The sequence below is a fragment of the Vibrio sp. Vb1554 genome (assembly GCF_033344235.1).
The window spans coordinates 60,544-78,974 of the sequence record NZ_JAWPOJ010000003.1 but is presented as its reverse complement, the minus strand read 5'-3'; the positions used below and the strand labels follow the sequence as shown (position 1 = coordinate 78,974).

Below are 18,431 nucleotides of genomic sequence, written 5' to 3'. Positions count from 1 at the left end.
TTACGCCTCTTCCACTTTGCCTTTGTAACGGCGTACACGAATATCCGCTTGCTCTTTGTGACCGGCAAAACCTTCGAGTGCACACAAGCGAGAGCAGTATTCACCCACTTTTAGCGACGCAGCTTCCGTGACACGCTGGTAAGTACAGGTCTTGATGAACTTACCTACCCACAGGCCACCGGTGTATCGCGCCGCTTTCTTCGTTGGCAGTGTATGGTTGGTACCAATACATTTGTCGCCGTAAGAAACGTTGGTTTCACGACCTAGGAACAAGGCACCGTAGTTGGTCATGTTATCTAGGAAGTATTTAGGATCTTCCGTCATCACTTGCACGTGTTCAGAAGCGATATCGTCTGCCACTTCCACCATTTCTTCGTAACTATCACACACGATCACTTGTCCGTAATCTGCCCACGCTTTACCCGCAACTTCCGCCGTGGGAAGAATGGTTAACTGACGTTCAATCTCTTTGATAGTTTCTTGTGCAAATGTCTCGCTGTTGGTCAACAAGACAGCGGGAGAGTTGTAACCGTGCTCGGCCTGACCAAGCAAGTCCGCCGCTGCCAATTCTGGGTCACAGCCTTTCTCATCGGCAATGACTAGGGTTTCCGTTGGGCCTGCAAACAAATCGATACCGACGCGACCAAACAACTGACGTTTTGCCTCTGCTACAAATGCGTTACCCGGCCCTACAATCATATCGACCGGTGCAATAGTCTCCGTCCCCAGAGCCATTGCACCTACCGCCTGAACACCACCGAAGCAATAGATTTCATCCGCACCCGCCATTGCCATCGCAGCGACAATCGCCACACTCGGCTGGCCATTAAACGGAGGTGCACAAGCAATAACACGTTTTACGCCCGCTACTTTCGCCGTCAATACACTCATGTGAGCGGATGCAACCAATGGGTATTTACCGCCAGGGATGTAACAACCCACGCTGTTGACTGGAATATTTTTATGCCCCAGTACCACACCAGGCATGGTTTCTACTTCGACGTCTTTCATTGAGTCACGTTGAATTTGAGCAAAGTTTCGAACTTGTTGCTGAGCGAACTCGATATCATGACGAGTCGATTCATCAAGCGCATCCACACAGGCTTGGATTTGCTCTTCTGACAGGCGGAATTGCTCCGGCGACCAGTTATCAAACTTTTCAGACAACTCACGTACAGCGCTATCACCTTTCGATTCAATATCAGCAAGAATGTTTTCAACAATCTGACGCACTTTTGCGTCGTTTGATGCTGATGCTTCTTCAGTGATTCCGTTTTTTAAAATGCGTGCCATTGGGTTTCTCCTTGAACATTGAGGCTGACGAACGGTTATTTTTATGCTTTTGGATACGAATGCAAAATCAGATTAAACACTTAATTAACATTTGACAAGTTAAGTCAACAAACCAAAAAAACCACCCTTAAGCCTTTGTATTTATTAATTTAAACAAATAAAAGTAAGTAATAAGGACCTTGATTGAGTTTAATTTTTAATCAAAAATGAGTTTTAGATCACATCATTTTTACTCATCATTCACATTTCACCGTGTTAGTTTTTGCATACCTTTGCAAAGGAGAGAATTATGAGCAATTTTAAGCAACGTCTGACTAAAGAAACGCTATTAGGTACATTTGTTAAAACCCCTCATCCTCACATTATCGAGGTATTGGCACTGGCAGAGTTGCCTTTTGTGGTACTGGATGCAGAGCACGCACCTTTCGATCGTTCCTCGCTTGATCTGTGCATCATGGCGGCCAGAGCGAATGACCTCGCGTGCGTGGTACGAGTACAAGACAGCGCTCCTTCAACCATTTTGAACGCGCTTGACTGTGGCGCGGCGGGTGTACAAATTCCCCATGTTTGTACTGCTGAGCAAGCGACGCAACTGGCGAAAATCTGCCATTACGGAGAAGGTGGCCGAGGGTATGCTGGTTCCAGTCGAGCAGCGCAATACGCCACTAAGCCCATGGTTGAACACTTAAAAGACAGCCGTGCGAATACGATTGTCATTGCACAAATTGAAGACCCTCAAGGGGTTGAAAATGTTGAAGCGATTGCCAATGTTGAAGGAATTGATGCGCTCTTCATTGGCCAAGTTGATCTCACTGTCGCTTATGGTGCTGATAGCGTTCATGATGAGAAAGTCGCACAAGCAAGTATGCGAGTAATCGAAGCGGCCAGAGCCGCCAATAAACCTGTTGGCATGTTTGTCGCGACGGCTCAACAAGCTCGGGAATGGCGTGAACTCGGCGTTAGCTTCTTTTGTGTTGGCTCTGAACACAAAATGATCATTGATGGCTTCAAGCAAGAGAGAAATGTGATGAATTCTTGAGTTTTCTCTGATATTTACGCCTTATCAATGTAATGCTCTAGACACAGAAATCCCCTAGCCCATACACTCAGCACGTATGAGAAGGTTCAATGGCCTTAAATAAGGAGTATCACCATTAAAGCGAAAGTAACTTCGATCGACGTCGCGAAGATGCTCGGCGTCTCTCAATCGACGGTATCTAGAGCATTCAGCCCGACTGCGAGTATTAGCGAGAAGAAACGCAAAATGGTGATGGATGCCGCAGCTAAGCTCGGATACACACCGAATGCCATCGCCCGAGGTCTGATTTCGAATCGTTCAGGCTTAGTGGCGATTGCGTTGGATAGCGAATCAAACCCAATGTACGACATGCAATCTCGTGCTTTGGCTGTCGAAATTCAAAAGCGAGGCGGACAAGTTGTGCTTTGCCCTATCGACAAGGACGACCTCGATCTCGCCATTTCACGCGCCATTGAATACCAAGTGGACGGACTCGTTATCGCCACCAGCCGTTTAACCTCACGCGCGTTTGCCCAATGCGAAAAGTTTGGCGTTCATTTAAGCTTGATTAACCGCTACGCCGAGGGTATTAATGCCAATAGCTCTGGTATTGATAACCGATTGGCGGGCCAACAAGCAGCCGAGTATTTAACGCAGAAAGGCGCAAAACAGTGTGCTTATATCAGTGGCGATGCTGGCTCCATGACCAGTGAAGAGCGTTGGCTGGGTTTCTCTTCAAAATTGCAAGAACTCGGCTCCCCGTCACCAACCTTTATCCAAGCCAAGTACAGCTTTGAAGCAGGCTTAGAAGCGGCGAAAGCGATCTTGTCGCACACTAGCAAACCCGATGCAATTTTTTGTGCAAACGACATCCTCGCCATGGGTGTGATGGATGGCTTGCGACAAGCCGGAGCAAAGATCCCCCAAGACTTCTCTGTGATGGGTGTAGATAACATTCCGATGTCTGCATGGCCGAGCTATGATTTGACCACCATTGCTCAACCAGTCGACAAAATTGTTAAACGAGCGGTTGAAGACTTGATGAATCGAATCAACGGCAACCTGGATGCAACTGGCGAATACCTTTTCGAGCAAGGCACCTTGATCGAACGTAGTAGCACCATTTAATAAATCCATTTTTATTCATTCTTCATAAACAAAATGCCTTGCTTTCGAGTAAGGCATTTTCTGTGATCGCGATTAAATTTTCACCAATCGTTATTTAATTCCTCATCAATTCATCAATCTTGTTATTGACTTGTTACTTTAATGTTTTATTTTGGATTCGTATGCAAAATGGATATGAATTGCTCAACTAATTTATAAAAACATAAAAAGTTGTGTGACTTGCCGACGAATGCCAATGGCAGGTCATACTAGAAACAAGGAAGAACGATGAAGAAAGCAATCCTTACTTCACTTACCGCACTGGGGCTTGCATTTAGCAGTATGAATACGTTTGCAACCAGTGTTATTCGTCTTGCTCATGACAGTCAAGAAACCTCTCCCGTACACAAAGCAATGCTCTATTTCGAACAAGAAGTGGAAGCTCGCTCAAACGGTGAGATAGAAGTTGAAATCTATCCGGCAAGACAACTAGGCGATGTGCGTGAGACGACTGAACTCGTACAGCAAGGCAACTTACAAATGACGTTTGGTGCGTCAGTTTTACTCTCTCCCTACGTCCCAGAGTTTAACGTGCTCGACGTGTTCTACCTTTTTGATAGCGAAGAGCAAGCACACAAAGCGCTCGACAGTGAGAAGATCGGACAACCATTGTTGAATGCTATGGAATCAAAAGGCTTTCATGGACTTGGCTTTATGGAGGTCGGCTTTCGTAGCGTGACCAACAACAAACAGCCAATTGATAGTATTGAGGACCTGAAAGGGCTAAAGATTCGCTCGGCATCTAACCCCACTCAAATAAGCGCGTGGAAATCTATTGGTACTGCGCCAACACCTCTGTCTTGGGGAGAAATTTTCACCTCGTTACAACAAGGCCTGATTAACGCTCAAGAAAGTGCTATCTACTCTATTTATGCCGAACGTTTTTACGAGGCACAAAAGTACCTCTCTTTAACTAACCATATATACACCAACTACGTGTTGTTCATGAACAAATCGTTTTGGGATTCACTGCCGGCCGAACAACAAGCGCTGATCAGTGAAGTAAGCAAAGAAACCATCGCAAAACAGCGTGAGCTCGCCGCGCAGCAAAACCAAGAAGTAATCAAAGAGCTCGAAGCAAGAGGCATGACGGTTAACATCGTCCCAGACGAGGTACGCAGCATCATGAAAGAGAAAATGAATGCGGCCGTGTACCAGGACTTGCGCAGTAAAACGGGTAAAGACTTGTTTGACAACGTGATGGCCGAGATAGAACGCCTATAACTCCCACTCTTTTGCACGATCTGGCAACAGGTCGTGCTTTCTCGTTTTGGAGGTGAACATGAAGTGGTTTCGCTTACTAGACAAATACCTAGAACCTACCCTTATCGTTATCGCGATCTCAACGATGACAACTTTACTGTGCTTGCAAATCGCCCTACGCCTGTTCGATGCAACGATCGCGTGGGCTGAAGAGCTGGCTCGTTATTTATTCGTATGGGCGATGTACCTGAGCATCAGCTACTGTATCCGAGATGATCGACACATCCGCATTCGTGTGTTCATCGATAAACTTCCGGGCAATTGGACGCAATTCAGTTTGATTGTCTCTGATCTTATCTACCTTGCCTTTAGTGCCACTGTCGCCTGGTTTGGATTTAAGGTTATAAACCGCAGCCTGCAACTCGGTCAGATTGCACCCGCAATGGAAATTCCTATTGCGTGTTTGTATGCCTCTGTTTTAGTTTGCGCACTATTAAGCTGCGCGCGCCTAGTGACAAGCATTTATCAACGTGTGAACGCGTGCTCCACCAACAATGAACGAGTTCGCTTTTCTCGCCAACGCTATCGCCATATCAAAGCAAAGTATCGTACTTCTAACCGACTATTGGAGTTTAACGCATGACGTCTGCACTTTTGTTTGGCAGCTTTGGTCTGCTTCTGCTCATTGGCGTTCCGGTCGGTATTGCTCTGGCGGCAGCCAGTATGGTCGCGATATTAAGCCTGCCATTCCTTAACATCGAGTTTTTAGTACAAGGCTTGGTGACAGGGCTCGACTCCTTCCCTCTCCTCGCCGTCGTTCTTTTTACCTTAGCAGGTAACCTTATGAGCCAAGGAGGGATCTCAAAACGATTATTGCATGTGGCGGAGGTCTTCTTTGGCCACTTTACTGGCGGGCTTGGTATCGTGGCCATTGTGGCGTGTATGTTCTTCGCATCCATCTCTGGTACAGGGTCTGCCACTGTTGCCGCTATCGGCCTGACGATGATTCCTTCGATGGTGAAGAAAGGCTACGACCGCAGCTTTGCAGGTGCTTTAATCGCGTCCTCCGGCGGAATTGGCGTCATTATTCCACCCTCTGTGGTGATGATCGTCTACGCGATCACTGCTGAAGTCTCCGTCACTAAGATGTTCATGGCGGGAATCATTCCTGGCTTGGTCGTCGGTATGGTATTGATCGGCTATTGTCTAATTGTGTCAAAAATGCGGGGCTACACAGGTAACGAGCGCAAAGCGACCTGGACAGAGCGTCTTGATGCGTTAAAAGAAGCCAGTTGGGCAATGCTACTACCCGTGATCATTCTCGGCGGTATCTATTCTGGTATCTTCACACCTACCGAATCAGCCGCCATTGGTGTGCTCTATGGCTTATTCTTTGGCATGTTTGTTTATAAAGAGCTCAAACCAGCGCAAGTGGTGAAAATCATTCTAGAGTCGTCACTGTTAGTTGGCGCTGTGCTCGTCATTGTGGGTGCGTCCGTGACGTTTGGCCGCATATTGACCCTAGAACGTCTGCCGACTGAAATTGCTCAGTTCATTCTATCGATTACCGAAAACAAACTTCTGATACTGCTTTGCATCAATGTTCTGTTGTTGCTCGTCGGTACCTTTATGGAAACGCTGGCGGCCATTGTTATTCTCACGCCAATTCTGTTACCCATTACGTCAGCACTCGGCATGGATCCCGTTCATTTTGGTATCGTGATGATCGTGAACTTGGCCATTGGCTTTGTTACGCCTCCTCTGGGTGCCAACCTGTTTATGGCAAGTCAGGTAGGCAAAGTACCGATAGAGTCGCTCTCTAAAGCCATCATGGGTTGGATTGGTGCAATGATAGTGGCGTTGATGTTGATTACCTTCATCCCTGCCATCTCGCTATCGTTACCTGCGCTTTTATCCTGATCGTTGCACTCATAGAGCGCTTATGACTGTTATAGCCACTAGATAAACACCTTTCTAGTGGCTTATTCGTTATTTACTTCCGATTTAATAAAAAAGCCTTTAAGCATTCGTATGCAAAAGGAAAATTTGAAAGATATAAGGATAATTGACACCAAAATAGCTGAATATTAGCGATAAAGTCTATTTGGGTGCCTTGATCTGCATGATTATCAGTTTTGGCTTAATCATTTGTTTCCATTCAAACAGATAAAAATAAATTAAGCGATTAAAAAACAATAAGATATTAGGAAATTCATACAAAAAACTTTGACCTCCTTTCTTATTAACACGTCTCGATAAGAGATAGCTTCCATCTCTCCTGTACTTTTTTAGTTTATTTTCCGCTCAATTGTTAAAAATCTGATCATCAGCACGCTATTTAAACAATCGAAAAACAATCCGTTGACAAAATGGCAACATGATATATTTTGAATACGTAATCAAAACATAATTATTCAATTACGGAGGTGATTTATGGCCATGGTTGGCTTCGATGAAAAGTGGCGTGATTTTCCCGACTACATTCTTGGTATCACAAAAGAGATTTGGGAAGACCGAGGTTTAAACACCTTAGAACACTACTACTCTCCCGACATTGTTGTGCGTACTCCACTCTCTATCGTTCAAGGAAACGAAGGGGTGATCAGTGCAACAATGGCGACACTGGCCGAGTTTCCCGATCGCACGCTATATGGCGAAGACGTCATTTGGTCAGGCACCCCAGAGCAAGGCATGCTTTCTTCTCATCGAATCATCTCTACTGCAACACACAGTGGCAACGGCTTCTACGGGCAAGCCTCGAACCGCAAACTTCGTTTCCGTATTATCGCAGATTGCCACGCTATCAATAACCAAATCAATGACGAATGGTTGGTTCGCGATCAAGCCGATATCGCGAAACAACTGGGTATGACGTCAGAAGAGTTTGCACGCCAACAAATCGAATTTGAAGGTGGCGTGGAATCAAGCCCATTTCCGTTCACACCTGAAGTCGACATTCCTGGACCTTATTTGGGCGTAGGCAACGACAACGAATATGGTCAGCGTTATGAAGCAATTCTCAGAAGCCTTATGAATGCCGAGTTCTCTATAGTACCGAAAGAGTACGACCGCGCTTGCATCGGCGAATACACTGGCGGTCAAACTGCCCTATCACACTCGGAAGTCGATCATTTTTGGATGGCACTTCGTGCGTCTTTCCCAAATGCTCAATTTACCGTTCACCATCGTATTGGCCGAGATGACGACATGATGTCACCACGCGCTGCAATTCGATGGTCTTTGCACGGTAAGCATGAGGGATACGGGATGTTTGGTAAACCTTCAGGAAAAGAGGTTTACATCATGGGGATCAGCCACGCTGAGTTTGGCCCTTGGGGTCTTCGTCGCGAATTCACTTTGTTTGACGAGACCGCAATCTGGAAGCAAATCCTGCTTCAGCAAGGCTAACGGCTGACTAAACACTATTTATTAAAATCACGGACAGTAAGGAAGCAACATGTCACTCAACATCATCGAACAGTTCTACCAGAACTACTTCAAAGCCGCAGACATCGAGCAAAAACAGGCCGCTCTGCAAACTTTGAACCCTGACGTAAAATGGTGCGTGGCGCACCCTGTGAACGATCTTAATGGCCCAGATGCAACCCACGAATCTTTCCTCTCACCACTTGTTAATGCTTTGCCTGACGCCGAGCGCCGACCAATAATTGTTATGCACGGCGAATACGAAGGCCGCACTTGGTACAACTCTACCGGCTACTTTATCGGTACATTTGAACAACCACTGTTTGGCATCCCAGCAACAGGGAAAACACTCTACTTGCGTTACACCGAAATGGTGTGTGTGGAGAACGACCAAATCACCGAATCTTACATGATCCCAGACTTCATCGACGCGATGAATCAAGCAGGCTGCAACCCTCTTCGTAAAAGCTTAGGTCACGATGGCTTAGTTCCTTCTCCTGCAACTTCTAACGGTATTCAACAATCTGTTGTGTCTTTGAAAGAAAGTGAAAAGAGCGCCCAGCTGGTTGAAGATATGCTGTCTTGCTTGGGTCGTTTTGATGGCAAAGATCTTTTCTCGATGGATTTAGAAAACTACTGGCACAATGACTTCATGTGGTACGGCCCAGCAGGTATTGGCACGACGCGCGGTGTCAAAGGTTTCCGTAACCACCACCAAGCGCCATTTGTGTTTGCGTTCCCAGATCGAAGTGTCGATATTGAGGTCAATTTTTTGGCCAAAAATGACTACGTATCCACAGGTGGTTGGCCACATATGCATGGTACTCACACTGGTCACAGTGGCTGGCTCGGTCTCGCCCCGACAGGAAAACACATCGAACTTCGCGTTATGGACATTTGGCGACGCGAAGGCGATTTACTGAAGGAAAACTGGGTGGCGATCGACATCGTTCATATCCTGCTGCAACTTGGCTATGACGTGTTTGCACAAATGAAAGAACAGTTAGAAGGACCTAATTATGCATGAGTTTGGCGCACTTAACTGGAGCATCCTTGGGGGATACATCGCCCTCACGCTAGTACTGGGGGCGGTAATTGGAAAGCGAGTCACTTCAGCTAGCCAATTCGCCTTGGGTGATAAGAGCATCCCTTGGTGGGCGATCGGTATTTCTGTCGTTTGTACTTACGTGAGTGCCATGTCGTTCCTTGGCGGGCCAGCTTGGTCTTACAAAGAAGGCCTGTCGGTTATCGCGATTCACCTCAATTATCCGCTGGTGATCTTCTTCATCGTGGCTGTATTTATGCCATTTTTCTACAACAACGGTTTAACCTCTATCTACGAGTATCAAGAACGACGCTTCGGCAAGGCTTCACGACTGACTTTGTCGTTTATCTTCCTTATCAAACAAGCATTGAGTTCGGCAGCCGTACTCTACGCGACAGCAATGATTTTAGAGTTCATTACTGGTATCGACGTGATGTACTGCATCATGATCGTCACTGCAATTGCCCTTATCTACACCGTAATGGGCGGTATCGCGGCTGTCATTTGGACCGATGTGATTCAAGCAGTAATCTTATTTATTGGCGCATTCATCATCATTGAAGCCGTTTGGAATGGCATGCCTGCTCCAATGACGGAGGTCATGGCAGAACTCAAAGCGAAAGGAATGACCGATGCCCTACAAACAAGTTTTGACCTAAGCCAAGTAACGACGGTATGGGCCGGCGTTATCGCAATGACGATGTTCCACACCACCGTGTATGGCGGTAACCAGATGATGGTACAACGCTGTATGGCCGCGAAAAACATGGGCGATGCGAAAAAGGCAATGTTGATGATGGGCTACGTGGCCTTCTTTATTTACTTTGTCTTTATCTTGCTTGGCGTCCTGTTCAACGCTTATTACGACGGTAAAGAGTTTGAAAACGGCAATACCATCATTCTTCATTATGCGAGTGAATATGGAATGCCAGGCTTGATGGGCATCATTGCCGCTGCGATTCTGGCGGCAAGTATGTCGAGTCTCGATTCCGCATTTAACTCAATGGCGACCGTTTCTGTGGCTGACTTTTACAAACGCTTCTACAAGCAAAACGAGTCGGAAGAGCATTACTTGAAGGTATCGCGCTTCTTTACAGTTGCATGGGCAATTTTGGTCATCATTCCAGCGATCATGTTTGCCACCAGCACAGGCTCGGTACTGGAAGTGCTGAGTAAGGCAGGCTCTTACTTTGTCGGTGCAAGCTTCTGTATGTTCGTCCTTGGTTTCTACTCAAAACACATTACGGAAAAAGGCTTGTTAATTGGCGTTGCTGCTAGCTTCTTGGTGATCTGGTATGTAGCCGTTGCGACCGATATTGCGTGGCCTTGGTATTGCGTGATTGGCGTCCTTGTGAATGCCGTTGTCGCTTACATTGCTAGCCTTCTCCTGACGGGTAAACAAGATGAAATGCATCTTTACACAGTGAAAGGCCAGCAAGCGGAATATGCTCGTCTAAATAAACCAATCAAGGAAGATGGTTGGTATGTCGTTCCCGGCAAAATCGATGCTCCATGTTATGGCTTACTAGTGATGTTTGTATTCTCTCTCGTGATGCTTTGGGGGATCAACGCGTTTACCGACAACGCTCCTATGCTGATTAACTTTATGCGTGGCTGCTCTATTCTTGTCGCTACCGCTTGCATCGGATACATGGGGTATTCACTCCTCTCCCCGAAACGTAAAGTTGCAGTCAAACAAGCAAATTAATGTTCTTTACGTAGATACTGTACGTCCAACAAACGGACAGTATCTACGCTCTAGCTCTAGTGCTAGCTCAAAGCAAATCGAATGGGTTAACCCACATTTTGCTTTTTAATACTCCAAAGCCATTATTCTACTTAGGATACCCGTTAGAACATTTATGAATACGTACCTATTTATGCTAGTCTTATGACCTCAATTACTGGCAACTAAGTTTTATTCATGAAATCAATTAAACACGTAGTCACATCAAAAGATGTGGCAAAGATGGCAGGCGTCTCTCAATCTACTGTATCGCGCGTGTTTGTTCCGGGTAGCTCAGTATCCGAAAAGACCAAGCAAAAAGTCTTTGAAGCGGCTAAAGCCCTTAACTACCGCCCTAACGCCTTTGCACGTAGCCTGACCACAAACGAATCGAAATTGATAGGTTTGGTGTTTCCTGATGCGGATTACCCTATCCATATGAAAACACTGCAGTTAATTTCCAGTGAGTTACAGAAAAAAGGTTATTCTGCCGTATTGATTCCATGGCAAGTGGATGAAGAAGAGGGCCACTCAATCCCAAATATCTTCCAGTATCGCGTCGATGGTGTCATTGCTGCTTCCGCAACCTTCAATAAGTCCCTTTATGAAGAATGTGAAGAGTTTAATATCCCAATTGTTCAATACGCACGAGTTGTTGAAGGTACTAGGAGTAGCTACGTTATCAGTGACAACTACGAAGCAGGCCAACAAGCCGCGCAACTTCTGCACAAAAGTGGCGTGAAGAACGCGGTTTATTTGACGGGAGAAGTGCCAACCTTTACGAATGACGAACGCCAAAGCGGCTTCTGCTCTGAATTTGAAGACCTAACCGGCAAGACGCCACGCATCATTGAAGCCAGCTATGACTACGCGAGCTCACTTGATAAAGTCCGTGCCATACTGGCAGACAAAAATCGGCCTGAAGCAGTGTTCTGTGCAACCGATAACCTTGCGATGGCGGTCATGGATATCGCTCGTATAGAATGCGGGTTGAGCATTCCTCAGGACTTACAAGTCATTGGCTTTGATAATATTCCTCAGACTGAATGGTTGAGCTATCAACTAACCACATTCCGCCAGGATTTCCGTCGCCTCGCTCGCGAGTGCGTGAAGATCATTGTTGATCAAATTAATACGAAAAACGGCAGCCTAGTAAAAATGATGGTGCCAGTGAAGTTAATCGAGCGACAGACAACAAAAGCTTAAATAGCTATAGCCAGCCATTCGGTTGGCTTTTTTATTTGCCTCTGACTCCCAAACGGCTCATTTAGTGTTGTAAGCATTAATGAACCCATGTATATTTATGAGCCATTACACTATATGAACCAAACAAAAAAAGGCTCATAATCCTTATGACCACGTATTTTTACACTCGTTATTCGCCAAAAAATCGAGCTTACCAAGAGCACCTTAATACTCTAAAAGCTTTTGCGCCCGAAGCTCAGCATTTTGAGGATAAGGTTCGTGGTTGCATGCCTCCAACCGAGAGAGAGGCATTCTTACAACTGTTCGATTCCGTCAGAGCTGGGGATACGATTGTGCTCTGGTGGCTGACCGCATTTGGTCGCGACTTTAGTCAAGCATTGAACACGATAAAAATGCTACTCGATAAAGGGGTAACATTGAAAACCGTATGTGAATCACTAACTTTTGAGCCAGGTTCTGTTCAAACTCAAACACTACTCACAGTGTTATCTGGATATGGGAAAGTGCAGACTGAACATCGCCTGTTTGCCGCAGAGCAAGGGCGACAGGCCATTAAAGAGCAGCCAGAATTATGGAAACAGAAGTTTCGCGGCCGCCCCGCAAACAAAACCAAACACCAACAGATCGCAACGTTACTGCTAGAAGGCTACACATTGCAAAACGTAGCAGAGAAATGCGAAGTCAGTCTATCGACTGTGAAGCGGGTCAAAGCAAAGCTAAATGAAGTGGATGACGAAGGCGGCTTAAGATCACGACGCCAAAAAGGTTGTTTGAATGGAGACCAGTCATGAGTCGCCCAATCAACTTTCATACTATACTACTCGCCTGTCTTATTATTAGCGTTGGCCAGTTGAGCATGGGGCTAGTCATGCCCTCTTTGCCATGGATAGCAAAAGACTTTTCCATCTCCCTCGACCAAGCTCAACTACTTGTGAGTATTTATTTGCTCGGCTTTGGCCCCTCTCAATTTATCTACGGGCCAGTGTCAGATGCTTTAGGACGAAAAAGAGTATTACTTACCGGTTTACTCATCGCGATGTCTGGTCTGCTGATGATTATTTTCTTCAGTGACACATATACAGGGATGGTGATGGGGCGCTTTTTACAAGGGTTAGGTACAGGATGCTGCGCGGTACTCGCGAGGGCGTCGACTCGAGATAGATTTAGCGGGGATGAACTCCCAGTGGCAATGTCTTACATCGCCATGGCGGCTTCAATCACGCCACTTATTGCACCTGTGATTGGCGGCTTTATCAACTTCCACTTCGGTTGGAGTATGGTGTTTATTTCTCTGTTGGGCTATGTCTCGCTGGCCTGGGTAATCATCGCCTTTAAGTTCACAGAAACCATCGCAAAACGTTCTGTCATTCCGTCACCCCGAAAAATGTTGTTCCAATACAAGAACTTACTTACGTCTCGTTACTTTATGAGTTTCGCCAGTATCAGTTGGTTAAACTTCAGCTTAATGATTACAACAGTCTCTGTGATGCCATTTATCATGCAAGATCAAATTGGTATGACCTCCGCTCAATACGCGATGTGGGCGCTCATTCCCGCTTTGGGTATGTTATGTGGTACCACGATTTGTAACCGAGTAAGGCCAATTATTGGCAATAAAAAAATGCTGCTCTGCACCCCATTTCTTCACCTCGCTGCCGCAATATGGCTATTTTTCTGTCCTGTTGAGCCTCTATTTCTGATGCTAGGACAGCTATTAATGATCTTGGGTAATGGTATTGCCCTACCTTGTGCACAAGCGATGGTAATGCAACCTTATAAAAAGCAAGCAGGTGCCGCAGCGGCAATGTCTGGTGGTGGACAAATGGTCGTCTCCTCATTGGTCAGCTTAACTCTGGTACAGCTTGGATTGAGTCAAGCATGGCATCTAGCGATCGTTATCGTAATATTTGCATCGCTTACCTTCACCAACATTCAACGTGGCTTCAGTGCAGAGCAACCTTCAGAACAATAACAAAAAACATACTATTGTCCTTATAGTTACAACAAATCGTATAAACTTAAATTTAGGAAAAGTTGGCGGATACTAACATGATGTTGCATTTAATAATTGGCGCCTTAACACTCGCCACATTGATATCCGCTGGTACTGATGCGAGCGCCAACGAGAACTGGCAGTTCGAGAGTGACAAGAATGGAATCACAATTTACTCCCGAGAACATAGTGACGGTTTAGTTGAGATCCGTGCCCGGATGTTCACACCCACCAGCTATGGTGCATTTTTAACGCTACTGGAAGACAGTGACAATATCCCGAACTGGATTGACAATGCCAGTCATAGCCGGGTTTTAAATCAGATATCGGCCACCGAGAACATCGTTTACACCCAGTTTAAAGCACCATGGCCTGCCAAAAATCGGGATATGGTCACCTACTCAAAGTACTGGGTCGATGAGCTGGGATTCACGATAGAAATCAAAAGCGCACCTGACTCATATATTGCTGAACAAAATGGTTATGTTCGAATTCGCTCGGTTGATGCGACTTGGGAGTTACAAAAACTCACAAACGATACAACACTCGTGGAATACAAGGCGTTTGCTGACCCCGGAGGTCTATTGCCAAACTGGCTGATCAACAAACTTTCAAAAGAAAGTGCATGGGCGACATTTAGTAACTTAAGAAAAGAGTTACCTGAATATCAGCAATACTCTCATCCTCAAATAGATGAGTAAGCGTCGTTCTTCCCACTCGCTTTTTAATACGGTACATAATAATAACAAAAGGCGGCATTGCGCCGCCTTTTCTACTCAATGTGCTACTGCTGTGCAACCGTTACAGGTTTAGTTGCACCACGGTAATCAAACTCAAAACCAATACCTTGGTCTGTCACGTCCATCGTCATACCACCAACAAGCTCGCCTTGTAAGCTTTTGACAACATCATCCGGAACCGGCTCCCCTGTGATTGACGACGCACTCTCTAACACTTCCAAAATACGCTCTGAATCAAAATCAAAGCTGAACAAGCCATTTGGAGAAAGTGATTGCGCCATCACTTCTTTGCTTGCTTCCGCAGCACTATCACCACTGTAAAGGGTGAAATGGTTTTCGTTTAGACGAGCAAACACGTCCACCTTCATGCCAGTATGCATTTCTAATAGGTCACTGACATTAACAGGTTGGTTATCCGGTTGAATTTGCAATTGAGCAAGTTCAGGAACGAACATTTGCGCAGTTTGAATAAGCATCATTGGATCATTGGCAGAAAGAGACAACATACCATCTAGCTGGCTAAATACTTCACCATGCTGAGCATTAGTATCTACTTTGATATCAAACATTTGCAGGCTTAACCCTTTAAGGCCATTAACCATGCCTGACCCCATGCTTACAGCGGCTGCTGGATTCTGGCCGCCCATCTCTTGCTGCATTTGTGTCAATAAAGAGCATTGATATTGAGGCTGGGTCAAGTCAGCCCAAATCTGACCAATCGATGGCGCTAGAGTATTAATGTCTAAACCAAGCGCCATACTAAAGAAACTCTTATCACTTTTAGACTCAGCCAATACACCACGAATCGACTTGAGCGCATCTAGAATCACTTTATTGTTGGACTCAACAACAAAAGAACCTTTAATGAACGCCTGATCGCCTTTCATCTTGTATTCTGCAAACGCGACGGACTGAGGCCAGTTTTCTGCAACTTGAGTAAGCTCAGTATGGCAGGCTGGTGAACGCATTTCCTCAATCGTTGGTTCAGGATCTATTGCATCCAACGTGCTGATTTGACGAGCAAACATATTGCCATCTTTCGTCGTCAAACCTTTAATCACTTCGCGATGATCAAAGTAACCAAAAGAGTTGTTGTTTTCACCGTATTTGGCTTGCAACGCCTCAAGGCGTCCACTGTCAGCAATATTTTGACTTGGTGCTTCAAGCCCTAATGCCATTTTAATCGGGTTTTGAACGCCCAGTTGCGGAACATCAACCGTTAACGTAAGCACGTTATCAACCACGGCTACAACCAAGCCAATACCGTCCTGCGGGTCAATTGAATCAGTCATCTCGTAACGACGATACTCGACTTCACCAAGCTTAACCAACTCATGCTTAGCGCCGCTCATCTGCTCTTCATGATCCAGTGTTTTCCATAACGCGGCAGGGTCTTCAATATCCACTTTGTACACCGGTACCATACCAATTGTGTACAACACAGGATTAATGTTTTCCCCGGTGCCCAAATAAGCTTTTAATGTTTCTGGCGACGCAGCACTCTCTAGGTATCCATCGAATAAGTTAACTGCAAACTGCTGTTGTGGAGACAGTGGTTCATCGGCAAAAAGTTCTGCAATCGAGCCTTGATTCGCCGTACCGAATGCGTTCATGTATTTATAATGGTTAAAAGGTTCTGTCTGATACGTCACCATAAGTGAATCTGCAGGAACTTGCGTTAACAGTGAGCCTGCATCACTCGCGGTAGTATTGTTTTGGTACAGGTAGCCAGCGCCCCCTGCTGCTGCGACCACTGCTGTAGCCAATAGTAGTTTTTTCACGACCAACTCCGTTGTCATAGTTATGTGTTCCTAAACGAAATGTAACGCTTAGGTTTAAAGCCAATGAATAGTGCTTTATATCAACCGCTATCATAAACAAGTTATCGATGTAATGAATGTCGGTTTGATAAATTATCCAACATTTATAAGGCAAACCGTGAAGTAAGTTGAATTGCGTGCGGATGCTATTGGCAATATTCACAATCCAATTTCTCGGATAACCGCCTTAAAAATCATAATATTCAGTTAAATGAAGCGATTTGGAGTAATTACGACCAAAATCAGCAGAATATTAAATCTTTATTGAGTCTTTTATCTAATATCTGAAAACGCCTCACGACCTGACACTTCTTTCCAATTTGCCTCTGGCGGTCCCTACTCGTTTTCCTTACATTCCTACTAACTCAGTGACGAGACGTATACCAAATACGAGCAATAGAAGACGATGAAAGACCAGTTGACGATCTCTATATCAACTATCAATGGCTCAAGACATTGGTACTTCAGTAAAAGGATGCAACGCAACATAAAAACGTTTTTCGTTTTTTTTGTTGTTGCTCTGGCCGCGACCGTAATCTTAATTCATCACTTGTACACTCGCGTTGATAATGCAGCGTTAAAACAAGCTGAATTGACAGAGCATTCACGCACCATGGGTGAAGAGCTCAGCACACTGAAAACACTTAAATCAGAGCTAGAAAATGACCTTTCAGAACGGGAAGAACGGGTACAACTTGTTTCGGAACGTTTGGGTGAATTAGAGAAAGTGCTTGGGGTTGGAGAACATACCTCGACAAATAACTTGGATGCTAGGCTCGATGCAGCGGCGATAACCTCAAACGTTCGCATGGTGTTATTAAACCAAATACCAAGTGGCTCTCCAGTCGGCAACGTACGGCTATCTTCCGGATTCGGTAAGCGTATCCATCCGGTGACAAAAGTTGCCAAAATGCATCGTGGGCTCGATTTTGCCGTAAATATCGGTACCAAAATTTATGCCCCTGCCGATGGGGTAGTGGAAGTTACCCGCCGCAGTAATAAAGGCTCTGGTAACTTCCTCAGGCTACAACATTCTTTCGGTTTTTCGAGTTCTTATTCGCACTTGAAAGCGTTCAAAGTAAAAAGTGGTCAGTTCGTCAAAAAAGGGCAGCTGATTGCAATTTCCGGCAACAGTGGGCTCTCTTCTGGCCCTCACCTGCATTACGAGGTGCGATTTGTTGGGCGAGCACTGAATCCGAAACCATTTGTCGATTGGAGCCTTAATGATTTCGAAGACATTTTTACTAAGGAGCGAAGAATACGATGGGAATCTTTAATCAAAACAGTGGAACAACGAGTAGCTCAGCAGCTTCAACTCTCATCGCCAAAGGCTGTTCTCTTAGCGGAGAACTCAAAGTAGAAAACGATGTCCAGATTGATGGCATCGTCGATGGTCAAATTAACGTGGAAGGCACTCTCGTTGTCGCAGAAAGCGGGCGAGTAAACGGTGAAATCTACGCTAAACAGCTGATCATTAACGGCATGATGGACGGAAACTGTCACGCAGAACACATTCAAGTGCTTGCCAAGGGACGCGTAAGCGGTAGGATCTGGAGCAATAACCTCAGCATTGAACCTGGTGGCAAATTCTTTGGTGAAGCAGCCGAATTACCTGAAAAGGAAGTGGTAACGTTAAAGGGTAAGGCTCAAGACAGTGCGAACACAAAAGAAAACAACACCAACAATGAAAAGCGACTTGCGCGTAAATCAGCATAAAACGCTCTGATTAAAGTGCTTAAAAAGACGGCTTTCACGCCGTCTTTTTTATTACTATTGCCACGATTTTCGTCAGAA

Annotated in this window: 16 protein-coding genes; 14 read left to right on the top strand and 2 right to left on the bottom strand. The window is 45.5% G+C overall.

The features are described from left to right. Complete coding sequence (hisD, locus tag R8N28_RS03905) at window positions 1-1,293, bottom strand: histidinol dehydrogenase (protein WP_065275523.1); 1,293 nt, start codon at window positions 1,291-1,293, stop codon at window positions 1-3. A gap of 289 nt (window positions 1,294-1,582) precedes the next feature. On the opposite strand from hisD, the gene R8N28_RS03900 reads away from it, so the two are divergent. The 12 genes from R8N28_RS03900 to R8N28_RS03845 all read left to right on the top strand — a co-directional run bounded on the left by R8N28_RS03900 (window position 1,583) and on the right by R8N28_RS03845 (window position 14,778). Beyond that, window positions 1,583-2,332 carry an HpcH/HpaI aldolase family protein gene (locus tag R8N28_RS03900; RefSeq protein WP_005374748.1) on the top strand — a complete coding sequence of 250 codons (750 nt, stop codon included), beginning with the start codon at window positions 1,583-1,585 and terminating at the stop codon, window positions 2,330-2,332. A gap of 150 nt (window positions 2,333-2,482) precedes the next feature. Then, window positions 2,483-3,439, top strand: a complete 957-nt coding sequence (locus R8N28_RS03895) for a LacI family DNA-binding transcriptional regulator (protein ID WP_025768661.1) — start codon at window positions 2,483-2,485, stop codon at window positions 3,437-3,439. Between the two features lie 267 nt (window positions 3,440-3,706). Continuing rightward, a complete protein-coding gene (locus R8N28_RS03890) occupies window positions 3,707-4,702 on the top strand; it encodes a TRAP transporter substrate-binding protein (protein WP_065275524.1) in 996 nt (331 codons plus the stop codon). A 58-nt stretch (window positions 4,703-4,760) separates the two neighbouring features. Beyond that, entirely contained in the window at window positions 4,761-5,324 is a 564-nt protein-coding gene (locus R8N28_RS03885; RefSeq protein ID WP_065275525.1) for a TRAP transporter small permease, read from the top strand. Next, the gene (locus R8N28_RS03880; protein WP_065275526.1) at window positions 5,321-6,601 is read left to right on the top strand and encodes a TRAP transporter large permease; all 1,281 of its coding nucleotides are present in this window, start codon (window positions 5,321-5,323) and stop codon (window positions 6,599-6,601) included. The genes R8N28_RS03885 and R8N28_RS03880 overlap by 4 nt, the downstream gene beginning before the upstream one ends. Before the next feature lie 513 nt (window positions 6,602-7,114). Then, the gene (locus R8N28_RS03875; protein ID WP_017820104.1) at window positions 7,115-8,089 is read left to right on the top strand and encodes an ester cyclase; all 975 of its coding nucleotides are present in this window, start codon (window positions 7,115-7,117) and stop codon (window positions 8,087-8,089) included. A 49-nt stretch (window positions 8,090-8,138) separates the two neighbouring features. Then, entirely contained in the window at window positions 8,139-9,134 is a 996-nt protein-coding gene (locus R8N28_RS03870) for an ester cyclase (RefSeq protein ID WP_065275527.1), read from the top strand. Next, complete coding sequence (locus R8N28_RS03865) at window positions 9,127-10,860, top strand: sodium:solute symporter family transporter (RefSeq protein ID WP_005383442.1); 1,734 nt, start codon at window positions 9,127-9,129, stop codon at window positions 10,858-10,860. Before R8N28_RS03870 ends, R8N28_RS03865 begins: the two co-directional genes overlap by 8 nt. Window positions 10,861-11,076: 216 nt before the next feature. Further along, a complete protein-coding gene (locus R8N28_RS03860) occupies window positions 11,077-12,084 on the top strand; it encodes a LacI family DNA-binding transcriptional regulator (RefSeq protein ID WP_005374731.1) in 1,008 nt (335 codons plus the stop codon). 146 nt (window positions 12,085-12,230) lie between these two features. Beyond that, window positions 12,231-12,875, top strand: a complete 645-nt coding sequence (locus R8N28_RS03855) for a recombinase family protein (RefSeq protein ID WP_262635274.1) — start codon at window positions 12,231-12,233, stop codon at window positions 12,873-12,875. Then, complete coding sequence (locus R8N28_RS03850; protein ID WP_065275529.1) at window positions 12,872-14,056, top strand: multidrug effflux MFS transporter; 1,185 nt, start codon at window positions 12,872-12,874, stop codon at window positions 14,054-14,056. The genes R8N28_RS03855 and R8N28_RS03850 overlap by 4 nt, the downstream gene beginning before the upstream one ends. A gap of 77 nt (window positions 14,057-14,133) precedes the next feature. Then, window positions 14,134-14,778, top strand: a complete 645-nt coding sequence (locus R8N28_RS03845) for an START domain-containing protein (protein ID WP_114139543.1) — start codon at window positions 14,134-14,136, stop codon at window positions 14,776-14,778. Between the two features lie 83 nt (window positions 14,779-14,861). Here the strand turns inward: R8N28_RS03845 and R8N28_RS03840 are convergent, their stop codons facing one another. After that, window positions 14,862-16,616: a hypothetical protein gene (locus R8N28_RS03840; RefSeq protein WP_017634495.1), complete on the bottom strand. Its 1,755-nt coding sequence runs from the start codon at window positions 16,614-16,616 to the stop codon at window positions 14,862-14,864. A 427-nt stretch (window positions 16,617-17,043) separates the two neighbouring features. Between R8N28_RS03840 and R8N28_RS03835 the strand changes: the two genes are divergently transcribed. Both R8N28_RS03835 and R8N28_RS03830 read left to right on the top strand, forming a co-directional pair. Continuing rightward, complete coding sequence (locus R8N28_RS03835; RefSeq protein WP_005374721.1) at window positions 17,044-17,997, top strand: M23 family metallopeptidase; 954 nt, start codon at window positions 17,044-17,046, stop codon at window positions 17,995-17,997. Then, window positions 17,901-18,353 carry a bactofilin family protein gene (locus tag R8N28_RS03830; protein ID WP_080659230.1) on the top strand — a complete coding sequence of 151 codons (453 nt, stop codon included), beginning with the start codon at window positions 17,901-17,903 and terminating at the stop codon, window positions 18,351-18,353. The genes R8N28_RS03835 and R8N28_RS03830 overlap by 97 nt, the downstream gene beginning before the upstream one ends. Window positions 18,354-18,431 lie beyond the last annotated feature (78 nt).

Coding starts and splice junctions, on each gene's coding strand:
- R8N28_RS03880 (WP_065275526.1), top strand. CDS start 5,321: ATGACGTCTGCACTTTTGTTTGGCAGCTTTGGTCTGCTTCTGCTCATT.
- R8N28_RS03850 (WP_065275529.1), top strand. CDS start 12,872: ATGAGTCGCCCAATCAACTTTCATACTATACTACTCGCCTGTCTTATT.
- R8N28_RS03870 (WP_065275527.1), top strand. CDS start 8,139: ATGTCACTCAACATCATCGAACAGTTCTACCAGAACTACTTCAAAGCC.
- R8N28_RS03875 (WP_017820104.1), top strand. CDS start 7,115: ATGGCCATGGTTGGCTTCGATGAAAAGTGGCGTGATTTTCCCGACTAC.
- R8N28_RS03885 (WP_065275525.1), top strand. CDS start 4,761: ATGAAGTGGTTTCGCTTACTAGACAAATACCTAGAACCTACCCTTATC.
- R8N28_RS03890 (WP_065275524.1), top strand. CDS start 3,707: ATGAAGAAAGCAATCCTTACTTCACTTACCGCACTGGGGCTTGCATTT.
- R8N28_RS03835 (WP_005374721.1), top strand. CDS start 17,044: ATGAAAGACCAGTTGACGATCTCTATATCAACTATCAATGGCTCAAGA.
- R8N28_RS03900 (WP_005374748.1), top strand. CDS start 1,583: ATGAGCAATTTTAAGCAACGTCTGACTAAAGAAACGCTATTAGGTACA.
- R8N28_RS03860 (WP_005374731.1), top strand. CDS start 11,077: ATGAAATCAATTAAACACGTAGTCACATCAAAAGATGTGGCAAAGATG.
- R8N28_RS03865 (WP_005383442.1), top strand. CDS start 9,127: ATGCATGAGTTTGGCGCACTTAACTGGAGCATCCTTGGGGGATACATC.
- R8N28_RS03855 (WP_262635274.1), top strand. CDS start 12,231: ATGACCACGTATTTTTACACTCGTTATTCGCCAAAAAATCGAGCTTAC.
- R8N28_RS03830 (WP_080659230.1), top strand. CDS start 17,901: ATGGGAATCTTTAATCAAAACAGTGGAACAACGAGTAGCTCAGCAGCT.
- R8N28_RS03895 (WP_025768661.1), top strand. CDS start 2,483: ATGCTCGGCGTCTCTCAATCGACGGTATCTAGAGCATTCAGCCCGACT.
- R8N28_RS03840 (WP_017634495.1), bottom strand. CDS start 16,616: ATGACAACGGAGTTGGTCGTGAAAAAACTACTATTGGCTACAGCAGTG.
- R8N28_RS03845 (WP_114139543.1), top strand. CDS start 14,134: ATGATGTTGCATTTAATAATTGGCGCCTTAACACTCGCCACATTGATA.
- hisD (WP_065275523.1), bottom strand. CDS start 1,293: ATGGCACGCATTTTAAAAAACGGAATCACTGAAGAAGCATCAGCATCA.